Source organism: Pseudomonas anguilliseptica (assembly GCF_021375795.1).
GTDB lineage: Bacteria > Pseudomonadota > Gammaproteobacteria > Pseudomonadales > Pseudomonadaceae > Aquipseudomonas > Aquipseudomonas anguilliseptica_A.
On record NZ_JAEIOI010000001.1, the window covers coordinates 50,608 to 73,651 of the forward strand.

26 protein-coding genes are annotated in these 23,044 nt (G+C 62.7%); 11 read left to right on the forward strand and 15 right to left on the reverse strand.

The features are described 5' to 3' along the window. The first annotated feature begins 3 nt into the window (after positions 1-3). Genes dksA through IOD17_RS00245 form a run of 3 tightly spaced genes read left to right on the forward strand, consistent with a single transcriptional unit; the run spans position 4 to position 2,293 of the window. Entirely contained in the window at positions 4-429 is a 426-nt protein-coding gene (gene dksA / locus IOD17_RS00235; RefSeq protein ID WP_233683118.1) for an RNA polymerase-binding protein DksA, read from the forward strand. Between the two features lie 14 nt (positions 430-443). Continuing rightward, on the forward strand, positions 444-1,649 hold the full coding sequence (gene zigA, locus IOD17_RS00240; protein WP_233683119.1) for a zinc metallochaperone GTPase ZigA: 1,206 nt from the start codon (positions 444-446) through the stop codon (positions 1,647-1,649). After that, complete coding sequence (locus IOD17_RS00245) at positions 1,649-2,293, forward strand: DUF1826 domain-containing protein (RefSeq protein WP_233683120.1); 645 nt, start codon at positions 1,649-1,651, stop codon at positions 2,291-2,293. The genes zigA and IOD17_RS00245 overlap by 1 nt, the downstream gene beginning before the upstream one ends. A 132-nt stretch (positions 2,294-2,425) precedes the next feature. Here the strand turns inward: IOD17_RS00245 and IOD17_RS00250 are convergent, their stop codons facing one another. Next, the gene (locus tag IOD17_RS00250; protein WP_233683121.1) at positions 2,426-2,779 is read right to left on the reverse strand and encodes an NADH:ubiquinone oxidoreductase; all 354 of its coding nucleotides are present in this window, start codon (positions 2,777-2,779) and stop codon (positions 2,426-2,428) included. 108 nt (positions 2,780-2,887) lie between these two features. Between IOD17_RS00250 and IOD17_RS00255 the strand changes: the two genes are divergently transcribed. Then, the gene (locus tag IOD17_RS00255; protein ID WP_233683122.1) at positions 2,888-3,880 is read left to right on the forward strand and encodes a CobW family GTP-binding protein; all 993 of its coding nucleotides are present in this window, start codon (positions 2,888-2,890) and stop codon (positions 3,878-3,880) included. On the opposite strand, the gene IOD17_RS00260 is transcribed toward IOD17_RS00255, so the two are convergent. After that, entirely contained in the window at positions 3,845-4,204 is a 360-nt protein-coding gene (locus tag IOD17_RS00260) for a hypothetical protein (protein ID WP_233683123.1), read from the reverse strand. The two genes, IOD17_RS00255 and IOD17_RS00260, sit on opposite strands and share 36 nt — an antisense overlap. A 112-nt stretch (positions 4,205-4,316) precedes the next feature. Here IOD17_RS00260 and IOD17_RS00265 point away from each other — a divergent pair, with 112 nt between their 5' ends. Continuing rightward, the gene (locus IOD17_RS00265; RefSeq protein ID WP_233683124.1) at positions 4,317-5,195 is read left to right on the forward strand and encodes an alpha/beta fold hydrolase; all 879 of its coding nucleotides are present in this window, start codon (positions 4,317-4,319) and stop codon (positions 5,193-5,195) included. 10 nt (positions 5,196-5,205) lie between these two features. Continuing rightward, the gene (locus IOD17_RS00270; RefSeq protein ID WP_233683125.1) at positions 5,206-5,568 is read left to right on the forward strand and encodes a DUF7079 family protein; all 363 of its coding nucleotides are present in this window, start codon (positions 5,206-5,208) and stop codon (positions 5,566-5,568) included. Here the strand turns inward: IOD17_RS00270 and IOD17_RS00275 are convergent. From IOD17_RS00275 to IOD17_RS00300, 6 genes are all read right to left on the reverse strand, one after another. After that, on the reverse strand, positions 5,565-5,963 hold the full coding sequence (locus tag IOD17_RS00275; RefSeq protein WP_233683126.1) for a DUF3301 domain-containing protein: 399 nt from the start codon (positions 5,961-5,963) through the stop codon (positions 5,565-5,567). The genes IOD17_RS00270 and IOD17_RS00275 overlap by 4 nt on opposite strands. A 56-nt stretch (positions 5,964-6,019) precedes the next feature. Beyond that, positions 6,020-7,519 (reverse strand): GGDEF domain-containing protein, encoded by a 1,500-nt coding sequence (locus IOD17_RS00280; protein ID WP_233683127.1) that lies wholly within the window; start codon positions 7,517-7,519, stop codon positions 6,020-6,022. Positions 7,520-7,583: 64 nt separating this feature from the next. Beyond that, complete coding sequence (locus IOD17_RS00285) at positions 7,584-8,069, reverse strand: acyl-CoA thioesterase (protein WP_233683128.1); 486 nt, start codon at positions 8,067-8,069, stop codon at positions 7,584-7,586. Positions 8,070-8,133: 64 nt separating this feature from the next. Next, positions 8,134-8,865, reverse strand: a complete 732-nt coding sequence (locus IOD17_RS00290) for a substrate-binding periplasmic protein (protein ID WP_233683129.1) — start codon at positions 8,863-8,865, stop codon at positions 8,134-8,136. Positions 8,866-8,920: 55 nt separating this feature from the next. Beyond that, entirely contained in the window at positions 8,921-10,288 is a 1,368-nt protein-coding gene (locus IOD17_RS00295) for a glutamine synthetase family protein (protein WP_233683130.1), read from the reverse strand. Positions 10,289-10,378: 90 nt separating this feature from the next. Beyond that, positions 10,379-11,770, reverse strand: coding sequence for an aspartate aminotransferase family protein (locus tag IOD17_RS00300; RefSeq protein ID WP_233683131.1), 1,392 nt, complete (start codon positions 11,768-11,770; stop codon positions 10,379-10,381). A gap of 122 nt (positions 11,771-11,892) precedes the next feature. Between IOD17_RS00300 and IOD17_RS00305 the strand changes: the two genes are divergently transcribed. The 4 genes from IOD17_RS00305 to IOD17_RS00320 all read left to right on the forward strand — a co-directional run bounded on the left by IOD17_RS00305 (position 11,893) and on the right by IOD17_RS00320 (position 15,805). Then, positions 11,893-12,663 carry an SDR family NAD(P)-dependent oxidoreductase gene (locus IOD17_RS00305; RefSeq protein WP_233683132.1) on the forward strand — a complete coding sequence of 257 codons (771 nt, stop codon included), beginning with the start codon at positions 11,893-11,895 and terminating at the stop codon, positions 12,661-12,663. A 120-nt stretch (positions 12,664-12,783) separates the two neighbouring features. Then, complete coding sequence (locus IOD17_RS00310) at positions 12,784-13,440, forward strand: GntR family transcriptional regulator (protein WP_233683133.1); 657 nt, start codon at positions 12,784-12,786, stop codon at positions 13,438-13,440. 71 nt (positions 13,441-13,511) lie between these two features. After that, positions 13,512-15,116 carry a response regulator gene (locus tag IOD17_RS00315; protein ID WP_233683134.1) on the forward strand — a complete coding sequence of 535 codons (1,605 nt, stop codon included), beginning with the start codon at positions 13,512-13,514 and terminating at the stop codon, positions 15,114-15,116. Further along, complete coding sequence (locus IOD17_RS00320) at positions 15,113-15,805, forward strand: sensor histidine kinase (protein WP_233683135.1); 693 nt, start codon at positions 15,113-15,115, stop codon at positions 15,803-15,805. Before IOD17_RS00315 ends, IOD17_RS00320 begins: the two co-directional genes overlap by 4 nt. A gap of 9 nt (positions 15,806-15,814) precedes the next feature. Here the strand turns inward: IOD17_RS00320 and IOD17_RS00325 are convergent, their stop codons facing one another. Next, positions 15,815-16,267: a hypothetical protein gene (locus IOD17_RS00325; RefSeq protein WP_233683136.1), complete on the reverse strand. Its 453-nt coding sequence runs from the start codon at positions 16,265-16,267 to the stop codon at positions 15,815-15,817. A 14-nt stretch (positions 16,268-16,281) separates the two neighbouring features. Continuing rightward, complete coding sequence (locus IOD17_RS00330; protein WP_233683137.1) at positions 16,282-16,692, reverse strand: SMI1/KNR4 family protein; 411 nt, start codon at positions 16,690-16,692, stop codon at positions 16,282-16,284. Between the two features lie 131 nt (positions 16,693-16,823). Between IOD17_RS00330 and IOD17_RS00335 the strand changes: the two genes are divergently transcribed. Beyond that, the gene (locus IOD17_RS00335) at positions 16,824-17,399 is read left to right on the forward strand and encodes a hypothetical protein (RefSeq protein ID WP_233683138.1); all 576 of its coding nucleotides are present in this window, start codon (positions 16,824-16,826) and stop codon (positions 17,397-17,399) included. Between the two features lie 4 nt (positions 17,400-17,403). On the opposite strand, the gene IOD17_RS00340 is transcribed toward IOD17_RS00335, so the two are convergent. From IOD17_RS00340 to uvrD, 5 genes are all read right to left on the reverse strand, one after another. Beyond that, a complete protein-coding gene (locus IOD17_RS00340) occupies positions 17,404-17,772 on the reverse strand; it encodes a VOC family protein (protein WP_233683139.1) in 369 nt (122 codons plus the stop codon). A 134-nt stretch (positions 17,773-17,906) separates the two neighbouring features. Next, entirely contained in the window at positions 17,907-18,752 is an 846-nt protein-coding gene (locus IOD17_RS00345; RefSeq protein ID WP_233683140.1) for a Tim44 domain-containing protein, read from the reverse strand. A 104-nt stretch (positions 18,753-18,856) separates the two neighbouring features. Beyond that, positions 18,857-19,435, reverse strand: a complete 579-nt coding sequence (locus IOD17_RS00350) for a TetR/AcrR family transcriptional regulator (protein WP_233683141.1) — start codon at positions 19,433-19,435, stop codon at positions 18,857-18,859. A gap of 102 nt (positions 19,436-19,537) precedes the next feature. After that, on the reverse strand, positions 19,538-20,629 hold the full coding sequence (locus tag IOD17_RS00355) for a TRAP transporter substrate-binding protein (protein ID WP_233683142.1): 1,092 nt from the start codon (positions 20,627-20,629) through the stop codon (positions 19,538-19,540). 190 nt (positions 20,630-20,819) lie between these two features. Then, positions 20,820-23,024, reverse strand: coding sequence for a DNA helicase II (uvrD, locus tag IOD17_RS00360; RefSeq protein WP_233683143.1), 2,205 nt, complete (start codon positions 23,022-23,024; stop codon positions 20,820-20,822). Positions 23,025-23,044 lie beyond the last annotated feature (20 nt).

Consider the following 23,044-nt stretch of genomic DNA (forward strand, 5'->3'; position numbering starts at 1 on the left):
ACGATGACCGAAACGCTGCTTACCCACGCCGAACTGCTCGCTCAGCCGGCGGATGACTATATGAACGCCGCGCAACAGCAATTCTTCCGCACGCTGCTGCTCAGCCAGCGCGATGAACTGCAGAACCGCATTGCCGAGGAGTTCGAAACCCTGCGCGAACGCGAAACCAGCAGCGACCCCGCCGATATCGGCAGCGCCGAAGAACAGCGCCAGTGGCAACTGCGCCTGCTGGAACGGGAAAAGAAGCTGCTCGACAAGATCGATGAAGCCCTCGACCGCCTGGCCCGCGGCGAATACGGCTGGTGCGTCGAGACCGGCGAGCCGATTGGCCTCAAACGCCTGTTGCTACGGCCCACTGCGAGCCTGTGCATCGAAGCCAAAGAGCGTCAGGAACAACGCGAAAAACACCTGCGCCACACCGAACAATGATGGAGCCTGCAACCATGACCAATCGCCTTCCCGTAACCGTGCTGTCCGGCTTTCTCGGTGCCGGTAAAAGCACCTTGCTCAACGCCATCCTGAAAAACCGCCAGGGTTTGAAAGTGGCGGTGATCGTTAACGATATGAGCGAGATCAATATCGATGGCAGCGAAGTTCAGCGTGATGTCAGTCTGAACCGCGCCGAAGAAAAGCTCGTGGAAATGAGCAACGGCTGCATCTGCTGCACCCTGCGCGAAGACTTGCTGGAAGAAGTCGGCCGCCTGGCCCGTGATGGCCGTTTCGACTATCTGCTGATCGAATCCACCGGGATCAGCGAGCCGCTGCCGGTGGCCGAGACCTTCACCTTCCGTGGCGAAGACGGCCAGAGCCTGGCCGATGTGGCGCGTCTGGACACCATGGTCACGGTGGTCGACGGGGTGAACTTTCTGCGCGACTTCCATGAGGCCGAGAGCCTGGCCAGCCGTGGCGAAACCCTCGGTGAAGAGGATGAGCGCTCAATCACTGACCTGCTGATCGAACAGGTGGAATTCGCCGATGTGCTGCTGATCAGCAAGATCGACCTGATCAGCAGCCATGAGCGCGAGGAGCTGATGGCCATTCTCAAGGGCCTCAATACCCACGCCGAAATCGTGCCGATGGCCATGGGCGCTGTGCCGCTGGAGAAGATCCTCAACACCGGTCGTTTCGACTTCGAGCGCGCTGCTCAGGCGCCGGGTTGGCTCAAGGAACTGCGCGGCGAACACATCCCGGAAACCGAGGAATACGGCATTGCCTCCACCGCTTACCGGGCGCGCAAGCCGCTGCATCCCGAGCGTTTCTTCAATTTCATCAACCGCGAATGGACTAATGGCCGTCTGCTGCGCAGCAAGGGCTTCTTCTGGTTGGCCAGCAAGTACCAGGAGGCCGGCAGCTGGTCCCAGGCGGGAGGTCTAATGCGCCATGGTTTTGCCGGGCGCTGGTGGCGCTTTGTGCCCAAGGCGCAGTGGCCACAGGATGAGGAAGGCCTGCAGGCGATCATGAAAAACTGGCAAACCCAGACCGGTGACTGCCGCCAGGAGCTGGTATTTATAGGCCAGAACATCGACTTCGCCCTGCTCACCGCCGAACTGGATGCCTGCCTGCTCACCGAGGCGGAAATGGCCCTCGGTGTTGATGCCTGGCGTGCACTGCCCGACCCGTTTGGCCCCTGGCATGAGGAGGCGGCCTGATGCTCGCGCAGGTGTTGCGTCAGCCGCTGCAGCAGGTCAGCAGCGAGCAGATTGATGTATTCGGCGAAGTGCTGCGTGATGAGGTCAATCTGGCGCTTTGGCAGCGTCAGCTACCGCCGCAGATCAGCGATTTTGCCAACGCCCTGCTGGCTCAGGGCGAGCCGCTGAGCCAATCCATGGTGCTGGAGTTGGCCAACCCGGAGAGTGAGGCGAACCTGAGTGGCCTGGTGGATGGTTACAGCGACCTGCCGGGCCAGGCGGCCTTTTTGCAGGACGTCAGCTGGCTGGTCAGCGCCTTCGCCTGCCTGTTCGACGCCAAACGCATCGGCCTGCGCCTGCGTATTCTCGACAAGGCCATGTGCCCGCGCTTTCACGTCGATCACGTGCCGGTGCGGCTGATTTCCAGCTATGCCGGGGTCGGCAGCGAGTGGCTGGCAGAAGGCGTGATGGCGCGCCGCCGCTTGGGCGATCCGGCAGCGGAGCCCAGCGATTCGAGTCTGATCCAGCGAGCCGAGGCCGGCCATGTGCTGCTGGCCAAGGGCGAAAAATGGACGGGTAACGAGGGTGGCGGGCTGATTCACCGCTCGCCGCAACCGCCGGACGGTGAGCGGCGTTTGTTGCTGACGCTGGACTGGCTGGCTTGAATTTCAGGCAAAAAATAGGCTGCGTAGAAAGCAGCCTTAAGCACTAGAAAGCATGCCGGCGCGTGACCCGGCATGCAGGGGTGAGGTACCCGGAACTACTAGAACATAGGCATGGTTACGCTTTGATGACGGCTAACGCGCCATCCACACACCCTTGCTCTGCTTTTCGCAGAAAGGCTTGAGGTAGGTGGCATCCGTGGCCACGCCGTAGTAGTGCACATCCTGCTGATAAGGCGTGCCGCCCACGGTGGCGTTACGGCATACGCCAAAGGCGCCCATCGGGCATTGCTCGACAAATTCCACCTCGACCTTCTGGCCCTGCAACTGCGGCTGACAGAAGCCAGTGCGGAACAGGTTGGGCGGGATGCTGCGGTTCTGCTGGCAGACTTTTACATCCAGGCGTTCGGCCTGGCTATGCACCACACAGGCCTCGCCCCAGGCCAGGCCGGACAGTGTGAACAGGCTCAGCAACAGAAAAACACGCATTGACCGACCCCCAAAAAAATATGCCGGCGACTCTAGCATGCTGCTTTTATTCAGTCTGCGCCCCGTACCGGGGTTCTCCCCAGGCCGGCAAACCCTCACCATAGGCCCATGCTGAAAAATATCCCTACCCACCTGATCGCCGGCCCCCTGGGTGCCGGCAAGACCAGCCTGATTCGCCATCTGCTGGCGCAGCGCCCTGCGCATGAACGCTGGGCGCTGCTGATCAATGAATTCGGCCTGATCGGCCTGGATGCCGCGCTGCTGACCACGGACGACGACGGCGTGGCCCTCGGTGAAGTGGCGGGTGGCTGCCTGTGTTGCGTCAACGGCGTGCCGTTTCAGGTCGGCCTGAGTCGGCTGTTGCGCAAGGCCAAACCGGATCGCCTGCTGATCGAGCCGTCCGGCCTCGGTCATCCACTGCAACTGCTGGAGCAACTGGGTGCAGCGCCTTGGACTGGCGTGCTGGCTGTGCAGGAGCCGCTGCTGGTGCTGGACGCGCAGGCCCTGGCGGCGGGTGAGGCGCTGCCGGAGAGTCAGCAGGCGACGCTTGGCCACGCCGGGCTGCTGCTGTTGAACAAGGCCGAAGGGCTGGATGACGCCACCCAGGCGCGCATTCAGCTGCAACTGCCCGCGCGGCCGATTTACTGGACCCGTCAGGGCGCCTTGCCGCTCTCAGAGTTGCCCGGTTTTAGCGCCCAGGCCGAGAGCGCGGGCACGCTGGATAATCTGCCCAGCGGCAGCGCGCCGTTGCCGCAACTGTGGCGCAGCCCAAGCGAGCCGATTTGCCAGGTGCAACAGCAGGTCGAAGGCTGGAGCATCGGCTGGCGCTGGCACCCCAGTCAGCAGTTCGAGTTGCTGCGCGTGCAGCAGTGGCTTACCAGCTTGCCCTGGTGCCGCGCCAAGCTGGTGCTGCACAGCAACGCCGGCTGGCTATCCGCCAACGCCCTGAACGGTGAGGCGCTGCACTGGCAGAACAGCGAATGGCGCAAGGACTCGCGGTTGGAGCTGATCTTTAGCGAGGCGCAGGAAGTGTCGGCGTTGCAGGCCGGGTTTGCCGCCTGTGTATTAGCGCCAGATCATTTCGGCCAGGCTGCCGAATAGCAGAATCAGCACAGCCAGGGCGCTGATACGCATAGCTAGAGGTGAGGTGAGCCACTGTAGCACCTGCTGTTTGGGGGCTTCGCGCAGTGCATGCCACTCTTGATGGAACACCGGGTCGATGCGCAAGGCAAATAGCCTGTCACGGTACAACAGGTGACGTGCGTGGCGCATCTGGCTGTAAAGCGGCAGGCGAATGGCAAAGTGCAGTTCACCGTCTGCGGCGCGTCCCATGGCCAGTACATGGCAATCAATGCCGGCGCTGCTGAGCTGCTCTTGCAGGTGCTCGATAAAGCCGGCGTGGCTGGATTCCAGTAAAACAAACACCCTTACGTCCTCCCTGATAGGTTTGCGATCAGCATGCCGGAGTCAGATAGAACTGACGAGTCGTCTGGTTACGCTGATAATTCCGGTTAATGAATTCACGCAAGGCACGCCCATGCACGTTCTTCCCTGGTCACACGACAGCAGCGCCGGTTTCACCTTGCGTGGCTGGTATACGCCGCCTACAGGCAAACCTGTGTTGCACTTTCTGCATGGCAACGGCTATTGCGGGCGGGTGTATACGCCGATGCTGGCACTGTTGGCCGAGGATTTCGACCTGTGGCTGTGCGATGTGCAGGGTCATGGCGAGAGTGATCATGGTGGACGCTTCCATGGCTGGAACCGCAGTGCCGAGCTGGCGGTAGAGGCGTTTACCGCTGGACGTGAGCGTTTTGCCGATGCCCCGGCTTATGCGCTGGGCCACAGTTTCGGCGGGGTGTTGACCAGCTTGATCCTGGCGCGCCATCCCGAGTTGTTCCAGCGCGCGGTATTGCTCGACCCGGTGTTGTTCAGCCCGGCGATGATCGGGGTGATGGCGTTGTCCGATGTGGTGGGCTTGAGCCGGCGCACCACCCTGGCCAGCAAGGCACTCAAGCGCCGTAGCAGCTGGCCGGACCGCGCCGCTGCGCATACCGCGCTGCATGGCCGCGGGATGTTTCGCGGTTGGACCGAAGAAGCCTTTGCCGCCTATATCCAACATGCCTTGAAAGACAGCGACAAGGGCGTCGAGCTGTGCTGCCGGCCGAGTCGCGAAGCCGACATTTTCAGCTCTTTTCCCAAGCGCTTGTGGCCGTCGCTGGGCAAAGTCACCACCCCGACCCAGGTGCTTTATGGTGAGCGCAGTTACCCCTTTGTGGCCAAGTCGGTGGCCCGTTGGTGCGCCAGCAATGGGCATGTCAGTGGCCATGTAGTGCCCGGCGGGCACTGTTTTATGCAGGAACAACCGGCCGAGAGCGCTGCCCGTGTGGCGAGCTTTCTGTTGCAGCGCAACTGAGTGCTGAGCCATGGCCTGCCGCGAGGATGTCTGGCTGGCGCTGTCCGAGCTGTGGCTGGACACTGAACTGGATCAGTCAGCGCTGCGTCAGATCGCTGTAAGGCTGCGCGCCAGTGGCCTGAGCCGCCGTGAGCTGCAGCATATCTACCACTATGAAGTGGCTCCGCAGGTCTGGCTCAACCATTGGGTCGTGGCGGGTGTGTGGGATGCATTCGAGCCGAACTGGTTGCTGGCGGGTTGCCGGCTTCATCAGCAGGGTGGCCGCTGGCATCGGTTGAAGTGCCGTGTGCTGCGGGGGCCAATGACCCATGGCTGTCGGGTCGAGTGGCAACAGGTACTGGCGTTCTTGGCCGAGGCGGGTGTCAGGCTCTAGTGACGGGTGTTGTTGTCCGGTTCCTGATGCAGTGCGCGCCACTGCTGCATTTCGATCACCTGAGCGCTGGGTGGCGGCTCACGCAATGGGTGGGCAGCCAATTCGATGCGCCCCAGGTGCTTGCCGAATAAGGTGATGCTGCCTTCATGCCGCTGTTCGCCGGTTACCGTAAATTCGAAACCATACACCCGGGCCAGGCGTTTGCGGCCGCGTGCATCAGGCAACAGGGCGAGCCGGCGCAGGGCGACATTGTCATCGAGTAATTCGATATCGGTCTTGGCGCAGTGCTGTTTCACCAGCTCCAGCGCCCGTTCGCGCAAGCCATGGGCATGCCACAGCCAGGCGCAGGCAGTGGCGAATAGCATCAGCAGAAACATATCAAAGAGCTCGAACATAATGGCTCCGGCAGCAGGAAGCAGAGCTTAACAGAGCACAACCGCTGAGCCTGTACTCATTCGGCATCCTGGCAGATGCGGTTACGGCCCTGGGTTTTGGCCTGGTACAGCTGGGTGTCGGCGCGCTGTAGCAGCTGCTCCAGGGTTTCATGCGGGCGGCTGCTGGCCAGGCCGATGCTGACGCTGATGTTCAGCGGGCCCTGAAGCGTGTCGATGGGGTGCGTGTGCAGGTCGCTGTCGGGCAGGAGGATGACGAATTCCTCGCCACCCATACGGGCGAACAGGTCGGTACTGCGTGCCTGCTGCCGGCACAGGGCACTGAACGCCACCAGCACCTGATCACCGGCTGCATGGCCGTACTGGTCGTTGACCCGTTTGAAGTGGTCGAGGTCGAGCATCGCCAGGCACAGCGGCGTGGCCTGGCGCTGGCTGCGCTGCAGTTCGTGTTCGGCGCGCTGCTGGAAGGCGCGGCGGTTGAGGGCGCCGGTCAACGGGTCGGTGGTGGCGAGCTGGCGCAGTTGCTCTTCGAGGGTTTTGCGTTGGCTGACATCACGGATTTCGGCGACCTGCTGCTGGGCTTCGGCCAGCCGCACGATGCTCAGCTCGGCGGCAAATGTCTGGCCGTCTGCGCGTTGGGCGAGCAGGTCGTGGGGCTGGCCATCGGCCTGCAGCAGCAGGTCGCTGAGCGGCTGTTGGCTGCTGCTGTCGAATAGCCGCGACAGCGGTTGACCGAGCAGTTGTTCGCGGGTTTGCGCAAACAGCTGTTCCAGCCTGGGGTTGCTGTCGATGATGCGGTCATCTTCCAGTACCACCACTCCGGCGTTGCTCACGCTCATCAGGCGTTCGAAGCGTTCGGCGTTGGCGGCCGCCTGCTGGGCATTGCGCTGGCTGTCGGCGAGGATGCGGCGCATGGTCAGCAGGGTCAGGCCGACCAGGCCGGTTACCCACAGCGGGACGCCGAAATTGTAGGGCAGCAGGTAGGCAACCGACTGGGTTACGTCGACGTGTTCGATGCCTTGCAGGCCATCAATCAGACCCAGCAGGCCGCGAATCAGAGTGATCAGGGCAAAGGCGGCGAACGTAAGGGCGACGAAGCGCCGTACGCTTTTCAGTTCTGCCTCAGCCGAGGCCGTCCATAACGCGCGACAGGCCTGGATGGGCAGCAGGCCACCAATCAGCGAGTAGATCGTCACCACCAGTTCGGTATTGATCGCGGCAACAAACCAGTGCCAGCACATCACTGCGCTCATCGCGCCGGCACTGGCCGGGACGATCCACCAGGGCGGCGGCAGGCCCAGAAACCGGAAAACCCCAACCATCAGCAGGGCTTCGCCAGCCAGTTGCAGGGCGTTGCCGCTGATGTTCAGCAGTTTGTTGCCAGTGCCCATGTAGCCAACGAACAGCAACACGCCGATCAGCAGCGTCCAGGTTCCGGCCATCCAGATGCCGGGGCCACGATAGGGGCGGGAGAAGTACCACAGGCCACTGCAGGCCACGGCGCTGCCGAGCATCAGGTTGATGCTCAGTAGCATGGGGGAGAAATACAGGCTTTCCATGGCCTTACTCGGTGTTATGCGCAGGGCACAATTGTGCCGCTGGCGTGCGATGTTGTCTGCGGGTTCAGCTTTTTTCTTCGTTCAGCGCCTGGTAGCGCTGTTGCAGCTCGTTGCGGATCTGCCGACGTTGCAGGGCCTGGCGCTGGCGTCGCAGGGCGTCTGCGGTGGTCGGCTCAAGGGCCGGAATCGCCGCTGGTTTGCCGTGTTCGTCCACCGCGACCATGGTGAAGAAGCAGCTGTTGGTGTGGCGCACCGAGCGCTCGCGGATGTTCTCGGTGATCACCTTGATGCCGACTTCCATCGAGGTACGCCCGGAATAATTGACCGAGGCGAGGAAGGTCACCAGTTCGCCGACATGAATGGGTTCGCGGAAGATCACCTGGTCCACCGACAGGGTCACCACGTAACAACCGGCATAGCGGCTGGCGCAGGCGTAGGCGACTTCATCGAGGTATTTGAGCAGGGTGCCGCCGTGCACATTGCCGGAGAAGTTGGCCATGTCCGGGGTCATCAGTACGGTCATCGACAGCTGGGCGTTTCCGGGTTCCATGGCAGGCTCTGTGCTGGGGTTTGTGGCAACCATAGCAGGTGCCGGGGCAGGCCGGTGCGGCTGATCAGGGCACGCCGAACTGCTGGTGCAGTTGGCTGAGCCTGGGGGCCTGCTCGCTCAGGAACTGGTCGAAGCGTTTGATCAGCTGCGGGTAGCGGTAACTGCTCAGATGAAAGCTGGTGGTGATCTGCGGTAATTGCGGGTCACGTTGCAGTTGCTGCGGGTCGATGCCGAGCAGTTGCATATGGTGCTGCACCACCTGCGGGTTGGCGTAGATGGCATCCAGGCGGCCGCGTTCGAGCATGCGCAGCATGCTCTGGATGTCCTGCACTTCCACCAGTTCGATGCGGTGTTGCTCCAGCAGTGGTTGCCAGGCCTCGGCAGTAAAGCCACGGACGATACCCACCCGTTTGATTGCGCCCAGCCCCTGATTGAGCTGCTCGCGGCGCACCAGGGTGGCGTCGACGATTTCCACCACGGCCTGGCTGTAATACAGCGGCTGGCCGTCACGGGCTTCGCGGGCCCAGGCCGGGTTGTCGGGGAACAGCAGGTCGAGGCTCTGTTCGCCCAGCATATTGCGATACAGACGGTTGACCGGTTGCGGACGCAGTTCCAGCTCAAGGCCTTCGTGTTTGGCGAAGGCCTGCAACAGGGCGATGCAGTAGCCGTTGTAGGGCTGCCCCTCCACGGCCTTGTAGTAGGGGTAGTAGTCGTGATTTTCCAGGCCGACCCGCAGTGGCTCGGCCAGGGTAACTGCGCTGCACAGCCAGCAGACCAGGATAATGCAGAGGCGCATGGGCCACTCCAGGGTGCTCAGATCCAGTACAGCGTAGCCTGTGTAGGCATTGTCGTCAGGCGTGAGTCAGGTACCAGCGCCAGTCTTGCTCACCGACTTCGCCCATAAACTGGCGGAACTCGTTCCATTTGATCGCCAGGAATACCTTGAGGAAGTCCTCACCCAGTGCCTGCTTGGCCCAACTGGAGCTTTCCAGCGTACGCAGGGCGGTCAGCCAGTCGGTGGGCAGGGTTTCGCGGGCCTGCTCGTAGCCGTTGCCGATGATTTCCTCGCCCGGATCGATCTGGTTTTTGATGCCGTGATGGATGCCGGAAAGAATCGCTGCCGCGGCCAGGTAGGGGTTGGCGTCGGCGCCGCAGATGCGGTGCTCGACATGCCGGCTTTTGGCCGGGCCGCCGGGTACGCGGAACGACACGGTGCGGTTGTTCACCCCCCAGCTCTTGGCCAGCGGCGCATAGCTGTTGGCCTGGAAGCGGCGGAAGGAGTTGGCGTTGGGGCAGAAGATCGCCAGGGCATCATTCAGCGTGGCCATCATTCCGCCAATCGCATATTTCAACAGCGGTGTGCCATGTGGGTCTTCTGATGCCATCAGATTGTTGCCGTTTTCATCCGCCAAACTCACGTGCATATGCATCCCGCTGCCGGCCAGGTCGCCAAATGGCTTGGCCATAAAGCAGGCCTGCAACCCGTGCTTGTTGGCCACGCCCTTGACCAGGCGCTTGTAGCGCACGCCTTCATCCACCGCTTGCAACGCGTCGAAGCGGTGCTCCAGAGTCAGCTCCAGCTGGCCTGGCGCGTATTCAGAGATCGCTGTGCGCACTGGCAGGCCCTGTACCTCGCAGGCGGCGTAGAGGTCGTCGAGGAAGGCTTGCTGTTGCTCCAGCTCCAGTACGCCATACACCTGCGGTGCCTGCGGGCGCACGCCATTGGCTTGCAGCGCCGGCTGCGGACGGCCGTTGGCGTCGCGGGTCTTGTCCAGCAAGTAGAACTCCAGCTCCACCGCCATTACCGGGTGGTAGCCATCGGTCTTGAGCGCGTCAATGGCGCGAATCAGCACATGTCGCGGATCGGCGGGTGCGGCCGGCAGGCCTTGGGTCGGGTGCATGCTGACCTGCAGCTGGCCAGTGGGCGTGGCACGCCAGGGTTGCAGGGTCAGGCTGCCGGGCAGCGGGTAGGTCCAGCAGTCGGCGTCCGCGACTTCCCAGACCAGGCCGCTTTCTTCCACGTCCTCGCCCTGGATGGTCAGCGCCAGGATCGAGCTGGGCAGCGGTCGGCCGTTCTCGTAGATGGCCAGCAGCTCGTCGCGGTGCAGCAGCTTGCCGCGCGGGATGCCGTTGGCGTCGATCAGCATCAGCTCGATGCTGCGCACTTCGGGGTGGGCGGCGAGGAAGTCACGGGCTTCCTGGGGATTGGCGAATTGCATGGTGATTCTCACAGTGAGTCGTCATTTCATGGGAGGCGCTTTAGCGGCGATTGTCGCGGCTGAGGCGCCTACCACAGGCTGATCGATGAGTTACTCGCGGGCGCCGGGGATGGCCAGCAGTTCGGTCAGGGCCTGGTCGAGCATGCTGATCAGCTGGTCCACATCCTCGGCCGTGGTGCTTGGGCAGCACAGGGTCATGTTGTGGAACGGGGTGATCAGGATGCCGCGGTTGATCAGGTACAGGTGCAGGGCCATCTGCAGCTCGTCGTGGAAGGCGGCTTCGGCTTCGGCACCGGTCTTCGGCGACACCGGGCAGAACTGGAATTCGCTGCGCGCGCCCAGCTCGGTGACCGACCACTTGAGGTCGTGCTTGCCGATCAGACTGCGGAAGCCATCCGCCAGGCGCTTGGCCAGCGGCAGCATGTGGTCATAGGCGGCCGGAGTCATCACCTGTTCCAGGTTGGCGCGCATGCAGTGCATGGCCAGGGCGTTGGCCGACAGCGTTGTGCCCATACCACTGTGGCCGTGGCCATGGCTGCCTTCGCTGGCGCGTTTGCGCGCGGCGGTCATGGCTTCGGCCATCGCCGCGCTGCAACCGAAGATGCCGCACGGCACGCCGCCAGCGATCGGTTTGCCGACCACAAAGAAGTCCGGCTCGAGGTTCCACAGCTGGGTGCAGCCACCCATATCGGTGGAGATGGTGTGGGTCTCGTCGATGATCAGCAGCGCGCCGTATTTACGGGTCAGCTCGCGGCATTTCTGCATAAAGCCCGGCTCGGGCAGGACCATGCCGATGTTGGTCATGGCCGGCTCGCACAGCAGGGCGCACACATCGCCTTTAGCCAGCGCGGCTTCCAGTGCGGCCACGTCGTTGAACGGCACCGAGCGGCTGTACTGGGTTAGGTCATAGGCCTGGCCGACCAGGCCGGAGCGCGGCACGGTTTCGCCGTCGATGCAGCGCACCATCACGTCATCCACCGTGCCGTGGTAGCAGCCGTCGAACACCAGCAGGGTTTTGCGCTGGGTAATGGCGCGGGCCCAGCGCAGCACATAGCGATTCGAATCTGTTGCTGTGGCGGTCACCTGCCAGAACGGCAGGCCGAAGCGCGCGGCCAGCAGCTCGCCGCAGACCACCGCGTCCTCGCCCGGCAGCATGGTGGTCAGGCCGTTGTTGCCCTGTTCGGCAATGGCCTTGGCGATCGGGTCCGGCGAGTGGCCGAACATGGTGCCGGTGTCGCCCAGACAGAAGTCGATATATTCGTGGCCGTCGACGTCATAGAAGCGCGCACCCTTGGCCCGCTCGACGAACAGCGGCACCGGGGTCGACCAGTCGGCCATCCAGTGCATCGGCACGCCGCCGTACAGCGAGTTGCGCGCGCGTTCGGCCAGGGCCACGGATTTTGGGTTGCGCGCGATAAAACGCTCACGCTCGCGCTGGGCGAAGGCTTCTACGGCGGATGGGCTGATACCACTGGCAGTCATGTTGAACACCTCGTTCGAATATTTGCACATGCTATTTTGTGATCACAGAAAATTCAAGCGTTGGTTTAATACCGCTTTATTGCTAGATTATCGCCATATTTGTGATCACAGGATGCTGCGTGATGGACTTCCAGCAACAGGTCGCGCTGATCAGTGGCGCGGGCAGTGAATCGGGTATTGGCCTGGCGATTGCCCGCCGCCTCGGCCGTGCCGGGGCACGGGTGCTGTTGACGGCCAGCAGTGCGCGAGTCGAGCAACGGGTCGCGGAGTTATGCGCTGAAGGTATTCAAGCACGTGGTCGCGCTGCTGACCTGACTGATGAACAGCAGGTCGGCGAATTGCTCGACTGGGCGCAGGCGCAGTGGGGGCCGATCGATATTCTGGTGAACAATGCCGGCATGGCCATGCAAGGCAGCCCTGAGCCGTTTGCCGAGTTGGCGAACATGGACCTGGCCACCTGGAATTTGTCCATCGCGCGGAACCTCGGCACGGCGTTTCTGCTCACCCGCGCGGTGCTGCCGGGCATGCGGGCGCGCGGCTACGGGCGCATCGTCAATATCAGCTCGACCACCGGCACCCGTGGCAGCAACCCGGGTGAGGCGGCTTACAGTGCGGCCAAGGCCGGCATGCTCGGCCTGTCCATGGGCCTGGCGCTGGAAGTGGCCAGGCAGGGCATCACGGTCAACAGTGTGGCGCCGGGCTGGATCGCTACCGGTTCGAGCACTGAAGAGGAGCAGCATGCGGCGCAGTACACCCCGCTAGGCCGTGCCGGTCGCCCCGAAGAAGTGACTGCCGCCGTGGCCTTTCTTGCGTCACCGGAAGCCAGTTACATCACTGGTGAAGTGCTGGTGGTGGATGGCGGGAACTGCCTGATCGAAAACAAGGCGCCGTGAACCAGTAGAATTCATTCCGCCGCTCAAGTGCGGCGCTCTTCGTTAGAAGGAATACCCATGCGCAACTGCTCGCTGAGCCTCGCCCAACTCCCCGCGCCACCGCTGCGGGGCTGAATCACCATGGCCGACAATCTGCAGGATCAGCTCTACCAAAAAATTCGTGAAGGCTTGCTGGCCGGGCGCTTCCAGCCTGGCGAGCGCTTGAAAATCCGTGACCTGGCGGCCGAGTGGGGCACCAGTCCGATGCCGGTACGCGCCGCTTTGCAGCGCCTGGTGGCCGAAGGCGCGCTGGAAGGTGAGCCACAGCGCTCGGTGCGGGTGCCGCCGATGACCCGTGAGCGCTACGAGCATATCTTCCAGGTGCGCCTGGGCCTTGAAGGCCTGGCTGTGGAACTGGCCACCCCGCGCCTGACCCCCGCCGATCTGGCCGCGTTGCGTGACTGCGTGGCGCGCATGGATCAGGCCATCGAACAGCGGCAGATCCAGGCGTACCTGAATGCCAACAGCCAGTTTCACCTGCACCTCTACAGCGCTTGCGGTAACCCGGTGTTGCTGCGCAGCATCGAATCGTTGTGGTTGCAGGTCGGGCCCTTTTTCAACCGCCTGTTCACCGGCGCCGACCTGTCGCTGCGGTTGAATGACTTTCATGAAGACGCCTTCACCGCCATCGAGGCGGGCGATGCCAAAGGCGCGCGTCAGGCCATGGAGCAGGACCTGCTCTACTTCGCACGTTTTCTGCTCAACCTGCTCGATCTGGAACAGGGCCAACAGCGTTAGGCTTCTGACAGCGCGATGGTCGACAACTACACTGAGGCGACTCCGATACTGCGGGACAAGGACTTCTTCCCATGCTGGATTACGGCAGCAAGCGTTTTTTGATCGTCGATGACTTTTCCGATTTCCGCAGCTCGCTGAAAGCCATGCTGCGGGACATGGGCGCGCGCGATGTGGACACCGCCGACCGTGGCGAAGAGGCCATCAGCCTGTGCCGCAACAAGCGTTACGACATCATCCTGCACGACTACAACCTCGGTGGCGGCAAGAATGGCCAGCAGGTGCTGGAAGAGCTGATTGCCGGCAAGCTGATCAGCCACCAGTGCATCTTTGTCATGGTCACTGCCGAAAGCAGCCAGGCCATGGTCCTCAGTGCGCTTGAGCATGAGCCGGATGCCTACCTGACCAAACCCTTCAACCGCGCCAGCCTCGATCAGCGGCTGGACAAGCTGGTGGAGCGCAAAACTGCGCTCAAGGGCATTCTCCAGGGCCTCGACAAGCAGGACCCGACCGCCGTGCTGGCTGCCTGCAAGACCCTCAGCCAGCAGGACAAACGCTACCTGCCGCTGTGCCAGCGCTACCAGGCCACGGCGCTGCGCGAGCTGGGCCGGCTGGATGAGCTGGAGCAACTGCTCAATGGCGTATTGGCCGAACGCCCGTTGCCCTGGGCACAGGTGGCGTTGGCCAGCCTGCTGCACAAGCGCGGCGACTTGAGCCGCGCGCAGAGCCTCTACGAAAAGGGTTTGCAGCTGTTTCCGATGATGCCGGCGCTGTATGACGGCCTGGCCGCCGTGCTGCTGGCCCTGGGCGACAGCCAGCGCGCCCAGCAGGCCCTGGAAGATGCCGTTAAGCTCGCGCCGTTGGCGATCCGCAGGCAGATGCAACTGGGCAAGTTGGCTCTCGATAACCAGGACTATGACAGTGCTGGCAAGGCCTACCGCCAAGCCATGGAACAGGGCCGCACCTCGAAATTCAAAAGTCCGGAAAACTACCTTGGTCTGGCCCAGGCGATCACCGCCCAGGCCGGTGATGGCGCGCTCGACAAGCGCTTGCAGATCGAGATCAACCAGGCCCTCGGTGAGCTGGACAAAACCTACAGCAATGACCCCAACGTGCAGCTGCGTTCGCGCCTGGCCATGGCCAGCAGCCTGATGAAATCCGGCGAGCCGAAAAAGGCCGCACAACTTGCCGCCGAAGCGGCCGCCGCGCTGGCCAGCCTACCGCAGCTGTTCGCCGCTGATGCCGCGCTCAGCGTGGCCAGTCAGCTGCGCGCCCTGGGCCAGAGCGAGGCCAGCGACACCCTGCTGAAAACCTGCGTCGAGGCCTATGGCGACGATCCGCAGGTGATGCAGGGCGTGGCCCGACAGACCGATAACAGCGACATTCTTTCCGGCGGCAAGGAAGCCGTCGAGCTCAACCGCCAGGGCGTGCGCTGCTACCAGCAAAAGCAATTCGATGAGGCGCTCAAGCTGTTCCGTCAGGCCTTTGCCTTACAGCCGAAGAACATCAGCATTGCCCTCAACACTGCGCAATCGCTGCTGCAGTCGGCGGGTAGCGAAATAGCCCCGGCCTTGCTGGAGGAATGTCGGCGCTGCCTGGAGATGGCCAGTCACATGCCGGCCACCGATGCCCGGCATGCGCGTTACCTGCAACTGCAGCGGCGGGCGTCCGGTCAATGAGTGAAATTCCCGGTGGGCTGGATTTTTCCACGGTGATCGCCTCTACCGTGCACGACATGAAAAACTCCCTGGCCATGCTTACCCGCGCCCACGCGCAGTGGCAGGCGCAGCTGCCAGCCGAGCAACAAGCGGTGGCCGAGCTGGGCGTGATCGACTACGAGTTTGCCCGCCTCAACGGCATGCTGGTGCAGTTGCTCGGCCTGTATAAGCTCGGCGTCAACCAACTGCCCATGCGTCCCGGTTATCACGAGGTCGAGGATTTTCTCCAGGCCCAGCTGGCCCGCCATTATGAAGTGCTGCAAAGCCGCCAGATCAGCGCCCGCTGTGAAGTGGAAAGCTTCGACCTGATGGGTTTCTTCGATCAGGAACTGCTCGGCTCGGTGGTCGCCAACATCATCACCAACTCCATCCGCTACGCCCACAGCGCTCTGCTGATCAAAGCCTGGGAGGAAAACGGGCAACTGGTGCTGGCGATCTGCGACGACGGCCAGGGCTACCCCGAGGAAATGCTCGATCAGCAATCCAACTACGTCCTCGGCCTCAAACACAGCACCGGCAGCACCGGCCTGGGCCTGTACTTCGCCGGCCGCATCGCCGAACTGCACGAACGCCAAGGCCTGCGCGGGCATATCGAACTGGCCAACGGCGCGCCACTGGGTGGCGGGGTGTTCAGGATTTATCTGCCCTGAGTCGAGCCGTCAGTCGCTGGCGGGCACCTGCTCAGGCCAGGCTGTTCTCGGCAGCCCCAGGTGCGGCAGCCAGTCGGCGGGGTGCTGGGGTACTTTCTGCTCCGGCCAGTTGTGCGGGCCGCAGCGCTTGGCAAAGCTGCGGGCTTGTTTTGACCAGCTACGGTAGGCGTCCTCGCCGGCCAGCCCGGGCGCATTTTCCAAGCGCACCGAGTCGGTTGCGGCGTTGTACAGCTTCTCGGCGCTGTGCAGGCAGTGGGTGTAGGTGCGGTTATCCATGGCCCTGTATGCGGAGGGTTGTTCGCGTAGCCACTCGGTCACGTGCCAGCTTGCGCCTATCAACAGTACCGTGATCGTACAGATGGCCAGCATCATGCCGAACAGCGCGAAGGGAATCAGCGCAACCAATTGCCTGCGTAGTGATTGCGGCAGTTGCCGCCAAATGCCTTGCCAGTTGTTGGCCACCTCTAGTCAGCCACTCAGCTTTCCAGCCAGACGTCACGCACCCAGTGCCAGACCGATTCCCAGCTTTCGTCTTCATTGATTTCGCCGGTTTCCGCTTCCCAGAGCAGTACGGTGCCGTCTTCTTCAACCACGTAGTAGTTGCCGTGGTCTTCGCACAGCGGCACGAACTCGCGCGGTACACCAATGTCCCAGGCGTATGAGGCGACTTCCGGTAGATAGGTGTGGGACTGCGGATCGCTGGCAGTGACGGGTTCCAGTCGGCCGTAAACCACGTCGCTGACCGTCAGGAGGAATTCACGCAAGCCGAAGGGCAGGTGAATAAGGATCTGCTCCTGAATCTCCACTAGGATTTCTTCATCCGGCAGCTCCAGCGGGACGGGCACCGGCTCGTTGAGTTCGCGCAACTGTTCGATGACTTCTTCCACGGGTGTGCCTCTTTTTGCGGGTAATACGGGAGCGTCTTATACCCTAGACGGGTCTAAGCAAAAAGCTGGCAAAGTGCTATCGTCCAGCATAACGGTGTGTCAATTTTAAAACGCCAAAAAATGGTCTTGTTATGAAAAGCCAAGCGCAAGAATCCGAAGACGGTGTACTCAGTGAGGAAGAGCGCCTGCAGTTGCTGACCCGTGCCGGCCAGCGCAATCGCCTGTTCCTCCTGGCGCTGGGCGGGGTGCTGGGCAGTCTGATGCTGCTGTCGGTGGGATTGAATCTCTACGGACTGTTCAGTGCCGGCGATGAGTCGCGGATTCAGGCGCTGGAGCAGCAGGTGCAACGGCTTGAGCAGCAGTTGCAGGTGCAGCAGAGCACGCTGAGCAATCAGGAAGAGTTGCTGGCCAGTCAGCAGGCGTCGCAACTGACCGGGCTGTTCGAGCGGGCGGAAAACCCGGACAGCATCGCGCAGGTGAGCAAGGTGCTGCAGGCCCAGGAACGTGATTATCAGCAGGTGATGCAGGGGCTGAAGGCCGGGATGCGTGATCTGGCCGATATGCTGCCGGGTTCGCGCAGCTGGCTGGCGGATTACAACGAAATGATCGACCGCGCCCAGCTCAATAGCCGCAAGCGCAGCGAGGAAATCCAGGCCTGGAGTGACAAGGCTCGGCAGCCGCCCGGTGCGGCTGTCGACCCAGGTTGAGGCGTTAGCCCATGTGGTAGAACGCCAGCTTGTTGCCATCCAGATCGCGGAAGTAGGCGCCATAGAACCCCGGAATGCGTTCGCCGGGTGCGCCTTCGCAGTGGCCGCCCAGTTCGATGGCTTTGGTGTAGAGCTTGTCCACCCCATCGCGTGAGCCGCCGGGCAGGGCGATCATCTGGCCATTGCCCGGGGTGGGTGCTTGTTTGTCATAGGGCAGGCAGACGGCAAACATCGGTTGCCCCTTGGCGATGCCGTAGAAGGCAATGCGTCCCAGATCCATGACTACCCTGGCACCCAGCTCAGCCAGCAAGGGGGTGTAGAAGGACTTGGCTTTTTCCATGTCAGTGGTGCCAACCGTGGTGTATCCGATCATTGCTCAGGCCTCATGGTGGTTATCCTGAGCAGCAGAGTGCACCTTGGGCGAGGCGCGCGCCAGCCCATGCGTTTGCTGAATGATGGACAAAGAAAACCCGGGACATGCCCGGGTTTTCTTTATTGCAGCAGGTATCAGCCGTTCTGGCGGATACCGGCCACCAGCCACGGCTGGTTATCGCCGACGGCCCGCTCCAGGCGCCAGCTTTCGCTGAACACTTCGCCTTGGTCGAAGCGCGAGGTCTTGGCCACGCCGGTGAAGGTCAGGGTGGCGACGGTCTTGTCGCTGAGGTCATCTACGCCATCCAGCTGCACGTCGAGGTTGTCGACGTAGGTGGACTGGAAGCCATCACCCAGGTCGGCGCGTTCGCGGCGCAGGAAATCCAGCAGCTGCGGGGTGACGAACTCGGCGATCTTGTCCATCTCGTTGGCATCCCAGTGCTGTTGCAGGCTGAGGAAGTGCTCGCGACCGGCGCTGACAAAGCTCTGCTCGTTGAACCAGGCTGGAGCGTTGATCACCGGTTTGATTGCGGCGGCGCTGTTGTTGCCGCCGAAGATCGACGCCGGGGCTGCCGGCATTTCACGCTGCATTGGCGCGCCGTTGGCTGTCGCCGGGCTGGCTTGCTGGCGACGGGCGGCGAGGAAGCGGAACAGCAGGAAAGCGATCAGGCCAAAGATCAGCATGTCCATGATCTGCAGGCCTTCGAAGCCGTCACCCATAAACATCGAGGCCAGCAGGCCACCGGCGGCCAGACCGGCCAATGGGCCCAACCACTTCGAGGCACCGCTGGCTGCTGCAGGCTGACGGCCGGCCGCTGCAGGTGCTGCGCTTTGCTGGGCTGGCGCTTGGCGCGCCTGATGGCTAGGGGCGGAGCCGAAGGATTTGCCGCCGCCCATACGCTTGGCTTCGGCGTCAAAACTCATGGTGGTCAGTCCCAGGCTGAGGAACATGGCCAGGGCGATGCTAAGGAAACGCTGCATGGTTAGCTGTCTCTTGGTGATTGGATCTACGCGCGGCATCTTGCCCGCCACGATCGCTGCTGGCTAGCCATAGAATGTTTCCAGCTTTTGCCCGTGCGCCTGAGTCAGCGGCGCAGTAGAACCAGCAGCGGCCCACAGCGTAACTGCCGGCGCAGCAGGGCGCGGAAGTCGGCGGGGTCTTCCTCGGGTTGGCGCAGCCAGTGGATAAAGCAGCGCAGGTAGACGCCGGTGAGCAGGCTTTCCTCGGCGATGCGGCACAGGTGCAGGGTTTCCCGCTGCGCGGCTTCGCGCCACCACTGCACGGTGCGGCTGATGCGCAGCAGGCCACCCAGCTGCAGGTGGAGATGCCCCGGTTCGAGTTTGTACAGCAGCATCTGCCCGCTGACTGCGCGGTGCGCGGCCAGGCTGTCGAGCCAGGCAATCAGCAGTTCTTCCAGGCGTTTGGCAGGCTCTAAGGTCAGCAGGTCTGCGCCAGTGCCACGCGCCAGCAGGGCCTGGTCGGCGCGGTCGAACCAGGCTTCGACCAGCTGATCCTTGTCGCGGTAATGCGTGGCGATGGCATCCAGGCCTACGCCCAGATCAGCGGCTACATCAAACAGGTGCAGGCGTTCCCAGCCGCAAACATCGGCCAGTCGCAGGGCGCTATCGAGTATCTGTGCGGCGGAGACAGTTGCACGTTTCATTGGCTCACCTCGCCAAGCAGTATGGGCGGCGAGCGCAGTCGGGCCTGCCTGAAACGACAAACGGAACCCGAAGGTTCCGTCTGTGGTGAACGCCGCCGGGGATCAGCGCCAGTTATACAGTTCTTGCTCCGACACCTTGTGCATCTGGCTGACCTGGGCCTGGAAGGCCTGCATCGAAGCCCAGATGCGCCCGTTCAGCTCGCTTTGCGCGGCCAGTTCACCAAGCACCACGGCGGACTCGCGCTGCATGGCGGCCAGCACGTCGTCGGGGAAGCGCTTGAGCAGGGTGCCTTGTTTCTTCAGCTCATCCAGGGCCATGGCGTTGTGGTAGACGTAATCGTCGAGCATGTCCTGGCTGGCGGCGCGCGCCGCTTCCGTGAGGATTGCTTGCAGATCGGCCGGCAGGCTGTCGAGGGCCTTCTGGTTGACCAGCAGCTCCAGCACCGCCTGCGGTTCCTGCCAGCCTGGGTAGTAGTAGAACTTGGCCGCTTTGTGCAGACCGAAAGCCAGGTCGTTGTAAGGGCTGACCCAGTCGGTGGCGTCGATGGCGTTGCTCTGCAGCGAGGTGAACACTTCGCCGCCGGGCAGATTGACGGTGGTGGCGCCGAGTTTGCTCAGCACTTCGCCACCCAGGCCCGGCATGCGGATCTTCAGGCCCTTGAGGTCATCCAGCGAGTTGATTTCCTTGTTGTACCAGCCGCCCATCTGCATGCCGGTGTTTCCCACCACCATGGGTTTTACCCCATAGGGGGCATAGGCTTCGTCCCACAGCGCCTGCCCGCCGCCCTTGCTCAGCCAGGCGTTCATTTCGCTGGTGGACAGGCCGAACGGCACGGCAGTGAAGAACTGCGCCGCTGGCACCTTGCCCTTCCAGTAATAGGCGGCGCCGTGACCCAGCTCGGCGGTGCCGCGCGACACGGCGTCGAACACCTCCAGCGGCGGCACCAGCTCGCCACCGGCATACACCTTGATGGTCAGCCGCCCATTGCTCATGGCCTTGACCCGCTCGGCCAGACGCTCGGCGGCGGTACCCAGGCCGGGGTAGTTCTTCGGCCAGGCGGTCACCATCTTCCAGTGGAAGCTTTCTGCGGCAGGCGTACCTGCGGCTTGCGGTGCAGCAGGCTCTTCCTTGCAACCGCTCAGGCCGATGGCGGCGAGCAGGGCGCTGGCAAGCAGCAGAGGGCGGCGGATCATGGGGGCTCCTTATTATTTGTGTAGACGATCAATCATGCGGGAATGTCCTCAGAATCTGTTTACGATCTCGCGAGCTAGAGTCCTACAAGGCAAAAACAGGCGAGGAAGCGGAGTTTACTGGTGTAAATGAGCATTCCGAGCCTGTTTTTAACGCAGTAGGGCCGACGCGCAGCAGATCGTAGACGGGTTCTCACAGCGCCTGCAGCTTGGCGTAGCTGAGCATCAGCCACTTGCTGCCCTCGTTCTCGAAATTCACCTGCACCCGCGCTTGGGCGCCGGCGCCTTCGAAGTTGAGGATGGTGCCTTCACCGAACAGTGAGTGCTGCACGCGCTGGCCGAGGCTGAAGCCGGTGTCCGGTACGGCGCTGCCGGCGAACAAGCTGTCGCCGCTCATGCTATTGCCGCCCATATTGCGGCTGACCGCGCCGAACGGCCGGCTGACGCTATTGGACAGGCGCACTTCTTGAATCAGTTGCGGCGGAATCTCGCGGACGAAGCGCGACACCTTGTTGTAGGTCTCGTTGCCATACAAACGACGGGTTTCGGCGTAGGTGATCACCAGTTTGCTCATGGCGCGGGTGATGCCGACATAGGCCAGGCGGCGTTCCTCTTCCAGGCGGCCGGGTTCTTCCAGGCTCATCTTGTGCGGGAACAGGCCTTCTTCCATGCCCACCAGAAACACCTGCGGGAACTCCAGGCCCTTGGCGCTGTGCAGGGTCATCAGCTGCACGCTGTCCTCGTTTTCGGCGGCCTGGGTATCGCCGGCCTCCAGCGAGGCGTGTGTGAGGAAGGCCTGCAGCGGGGTCAGCTCGTCGTCTTCGTTGTTCTCGAAGGTGCGCGCGGCGCTGACCAGTTCTTCCAAGTTCTCAATCCGCGCCTGGGCCTTCTCGCCTTTCTCGGCCTGGTGATAGGCAATCAGGCCGCTCTGCTCGATGACGGTCTGGGTCATCAGGTGCAGCGGCATGCTCAGCACTTTCGCCGCGAGGTTTTCGATCAGCTCGATAAACCCGGCCAGGGCACCCGACGCACGGGCCGGTAAGGCCTTGGTGTCAACCATCAGGCGGATGGCTTCCCACATCGATACATCATGGGCGCGGGCATATTCGCGGATGGTTTCGACGCTCTTCTCGCCGATGCCGCGCGCCGGCACGTTGATGATGCGCTCCAGAGCGGCATCGTTGCCACGGCCGTCGAGCAGGCGCAGGTAGGCCATGGCGTTCTTGATTTCCGCGCGGTCGAAGAAGCGCTGGCCACCGTAGATGCGGTAGGGGATCTTCTCGCGCAGCAGCGCTTCTTCCAGCACCCGCGACTGGGCGTTGGAGCGATACAAGATGGCGATTTCGCTGCGCTTGAGGCCGTCCTTGCGCAGGGCATCCTCGATGGTCTCGACGACATAGCGCGCTTCGTCGTGCTCGTTGAACGCCGAATACAGGTTGATCGGCTCGCCATCGCCGTCTTCGGTCCATAGTTCCTTGCCCAGGCGTCCCTGGTTGTTGGCGATCAGCGCGTTGGCGGCCTTGAGGATGCCGGCAGTGGAGCGGTAGTTCTGCTCCAGGCGGATCACTTCGGCATCGCGGAAGTCATCAGAGAACTGCTGGATATTCTCGATCTTCGCGCCGCGCCAGCCGTAGATCGACTGGTCGTCATCGCCGACCACCATCAGGCTGTCGCCGCCCTTGGCCAGCAGGCGTAGCCAGGCGTACTGCACGGCGTTGGTGTCCTGGAATTCGTCGACCAGGATATGCCGGAAGCGCCGCTGGTAATGCTCCAGCAAGCCCGGTTTGTCCCGCCACAAATCGAGGGCGCGCAGCAGCAGCTCGGAGAAGTCGATGACCCCGGCGCGGGCGCAGGCCGCTTCGTAGGCTTCGTAGATCTTCAGCATGGTGGCGAGGAACAGGTCGCCGCCGGGCTGGATGTTCTTCGGGCGCAGGCCTTCATCCTTTTGCCCGTTGATAAACCACTGCGCCTGTTTCGGCGGCCAGCGCTGTTCATCCAGGCCGAGGTCGCGGATCACCCGTTTGACGATGCGCTGCTGGTCGTCGGAATCAAGAATCTGGAAGTTTTCCGCCAGGCCGGCTTCCTGCCAGTGCGCGCGCAGCAGGCGATGAGCCAGGCCGTGGAACGTGCCCACCCACATACCGGTCGGGTTGTGACCGAGCATCTGTTCGATGCGGTGGCGCATTTCGGCGGCGGCCTTGTTGGTGAAGGTCACCGACAGAATGCTGTGCGGCGAGGCGTTCTCGATCTGGATCAACCAGGCGATGCGGTGCACCAGCACGCGGGTTTTTCCGGAGCCGGCACCGGCCAGCACCAGTTGGCGGCCCACGCGCGCGGCGACGGCCTGGCGCTGGGCATCGTTAAGAGAGGCAATCAGGAGTTCGGGGTCATTTTGCATCGCGGCATTCTAGGGGGCTG

Bases quoted from the DNA above. Each gene is read 5' to 3' on its own strand.
- dksA (WP_233683118.1), top strand. From the start codon at position 4: ATGACCGAAACGCTGCTTACCCACGCCGAACTGCTCGCTCAGCCGGCG.
- zigA (WP_233683119.1), top strand. From the start codon at position 444: ATGACCAATCGCCTTCCCGTAACCGTGCTGTCCGGCTTTCTCGGTGCC.
- IOD17_RS00245 (WP_233683120.1), top strand. From the start codon at position 1,649: ATGCTCGCGCAGGTGTTGCGTCAGCCGCTGCAGCAGGTCAGCAGCGAG.
- IOD17_RS00250 (WP_233683121.1), bottom strand. From the start codon at position 2,779: ATGCGTGTTTTTCTGTTGCTGAGCCTGTTCACACTGTCCGGCCTGGCC.
- IOD17_RS00255 (WP_233683122.1), top strand. From the start codon at position 2,888: ATGCTGAAAAATATCCCTACCCACCTGATCGCCGGCCCCCTGGGTGCC.
- IOD17_RS00265 (WP_233683124.1), top strand. From the start codon at position 4,317: ATGCACGTTCTTCCCTGGTCACACGACAGCAGCGCCGGTTTCACCTTG.
- IOD17_RS00270 (WP_233683125.1), top strand. From the start codon at position 5,206: ATGGCCTGCCGCGAGGATGTCTGGCTGGCGCTGTCCGAGCTGTGGCTG.
- IOD17_RS00275 (WP_233683126.1), bottom strand. From the start codon at position 5,963: ATGTTCGAGCTCTTTGATATGTTTCTGCTGATGCTATTCGCCACTGCC.
- IOD17_RS00280 (WP_233683127.1), bottom strand. From the start codon at position 7,519: ATGGAAAGCCTGTATTTCTCCCCCATGCTACTGAGCATCAACCTGATG.
- IOD17_RS00285 (WP_233683128.1), bottom strand. From the start codon at position 8,069: ATGGAACCCGGAAACGCCCAGCTGTCGATGACCGTACTGATGACCCCG.
- IOD17_RS00290 (WP_233683129.1), bottom strand. From the start codon at position 8,865: ATGCGCCTCTGCATTATCCTGGTCTGCTGGCTGTGCAGCGCAGTTACC.
- IOD17_RS00295 (WP_233683130.1), bottom strand. From the start codon at position 10,288: ATGCAATTCGCCAATCCCCAGGAAGCCCGTGACTTCCTCGCCGCCCAC.
- IOD17_RS00300 (WP_233683131.1), bottom strand. From the start codon at position 11,770: ATGACTGCCAGTGGTATCAGCCCATCCGCCGTAGAAGCCTTCGCCCAG.
- IOD17_RS00305 (WP_233683132.1), top strand. From the start codon at position 11,893: ATGGACTTCCAGCAACAGGTCGCGCTGATCAGTGGCGCGGGCAGTGAA.
- IOD17_RS00310 (WP_233683133.1), top strand. From the start codon at position 12,784: ATGGCCGACAATCTGCAGGATCAGCTCTACCAAAAAATTCGTGAAGGC.
- IOD17_RS00315 (WP_233683134.1), top strand. From the start codon at position 13,512: ATGCTGGATTACGGCAGCAAGCGTTTTTTGATCGTCGATGACTTTTCC.
- IOD17_RS00320 (WP_233683135.1), top strand. From the start codon at position 15,113: ATGAGTGAAATTCCCGGTGGGCTGGATTTTTCCACGGTGATCGCCTCT.
- IOD17_RS00335 (WP_233683138.1), top strand. From the start codon at position 16,824: ATGAAAAGCCAAGCGCAAGAATCCGAAGACGGTGTACTCAGTGAGGAA.
- IOD17_RS00340 (WP_233683139.1), bottom strand. From the start codon at position 17,772: ATGATCGGATACACCACGGTTGGCACCACTGACATGGAAAAAGCCAAG.
- IOD17_RS00345 (WP_233683140.1), bottom strand. From the start codon at position 18,752: ATGCAGCGTTTCCTTAGCATCGCCCTGGCCATGTTCCTCAGCCTGGGA.
- IOD17_RS00350 (WP_233683141.1), bottom strand. From the start codon at position 19,435: ATGAAACGTGCAACTGTCTCCGCCGCACAGATACTCGATAGCGCCCTG.
- IOD17_RS00355 (WP_233683142.1), bottom strand. From the start codon at position 20,629: ATGATCCGCCGCCCTCTGCTGCTTGCCAGCGCCCTGCTCGCCGCCATC.
- uvrD (WP_233683143.1), bottom strand. From the start codon at position 23,024: ATGCAAAATGACCCCGAACTCCTGATTGCCTCTCTTAACGATGCCCAG.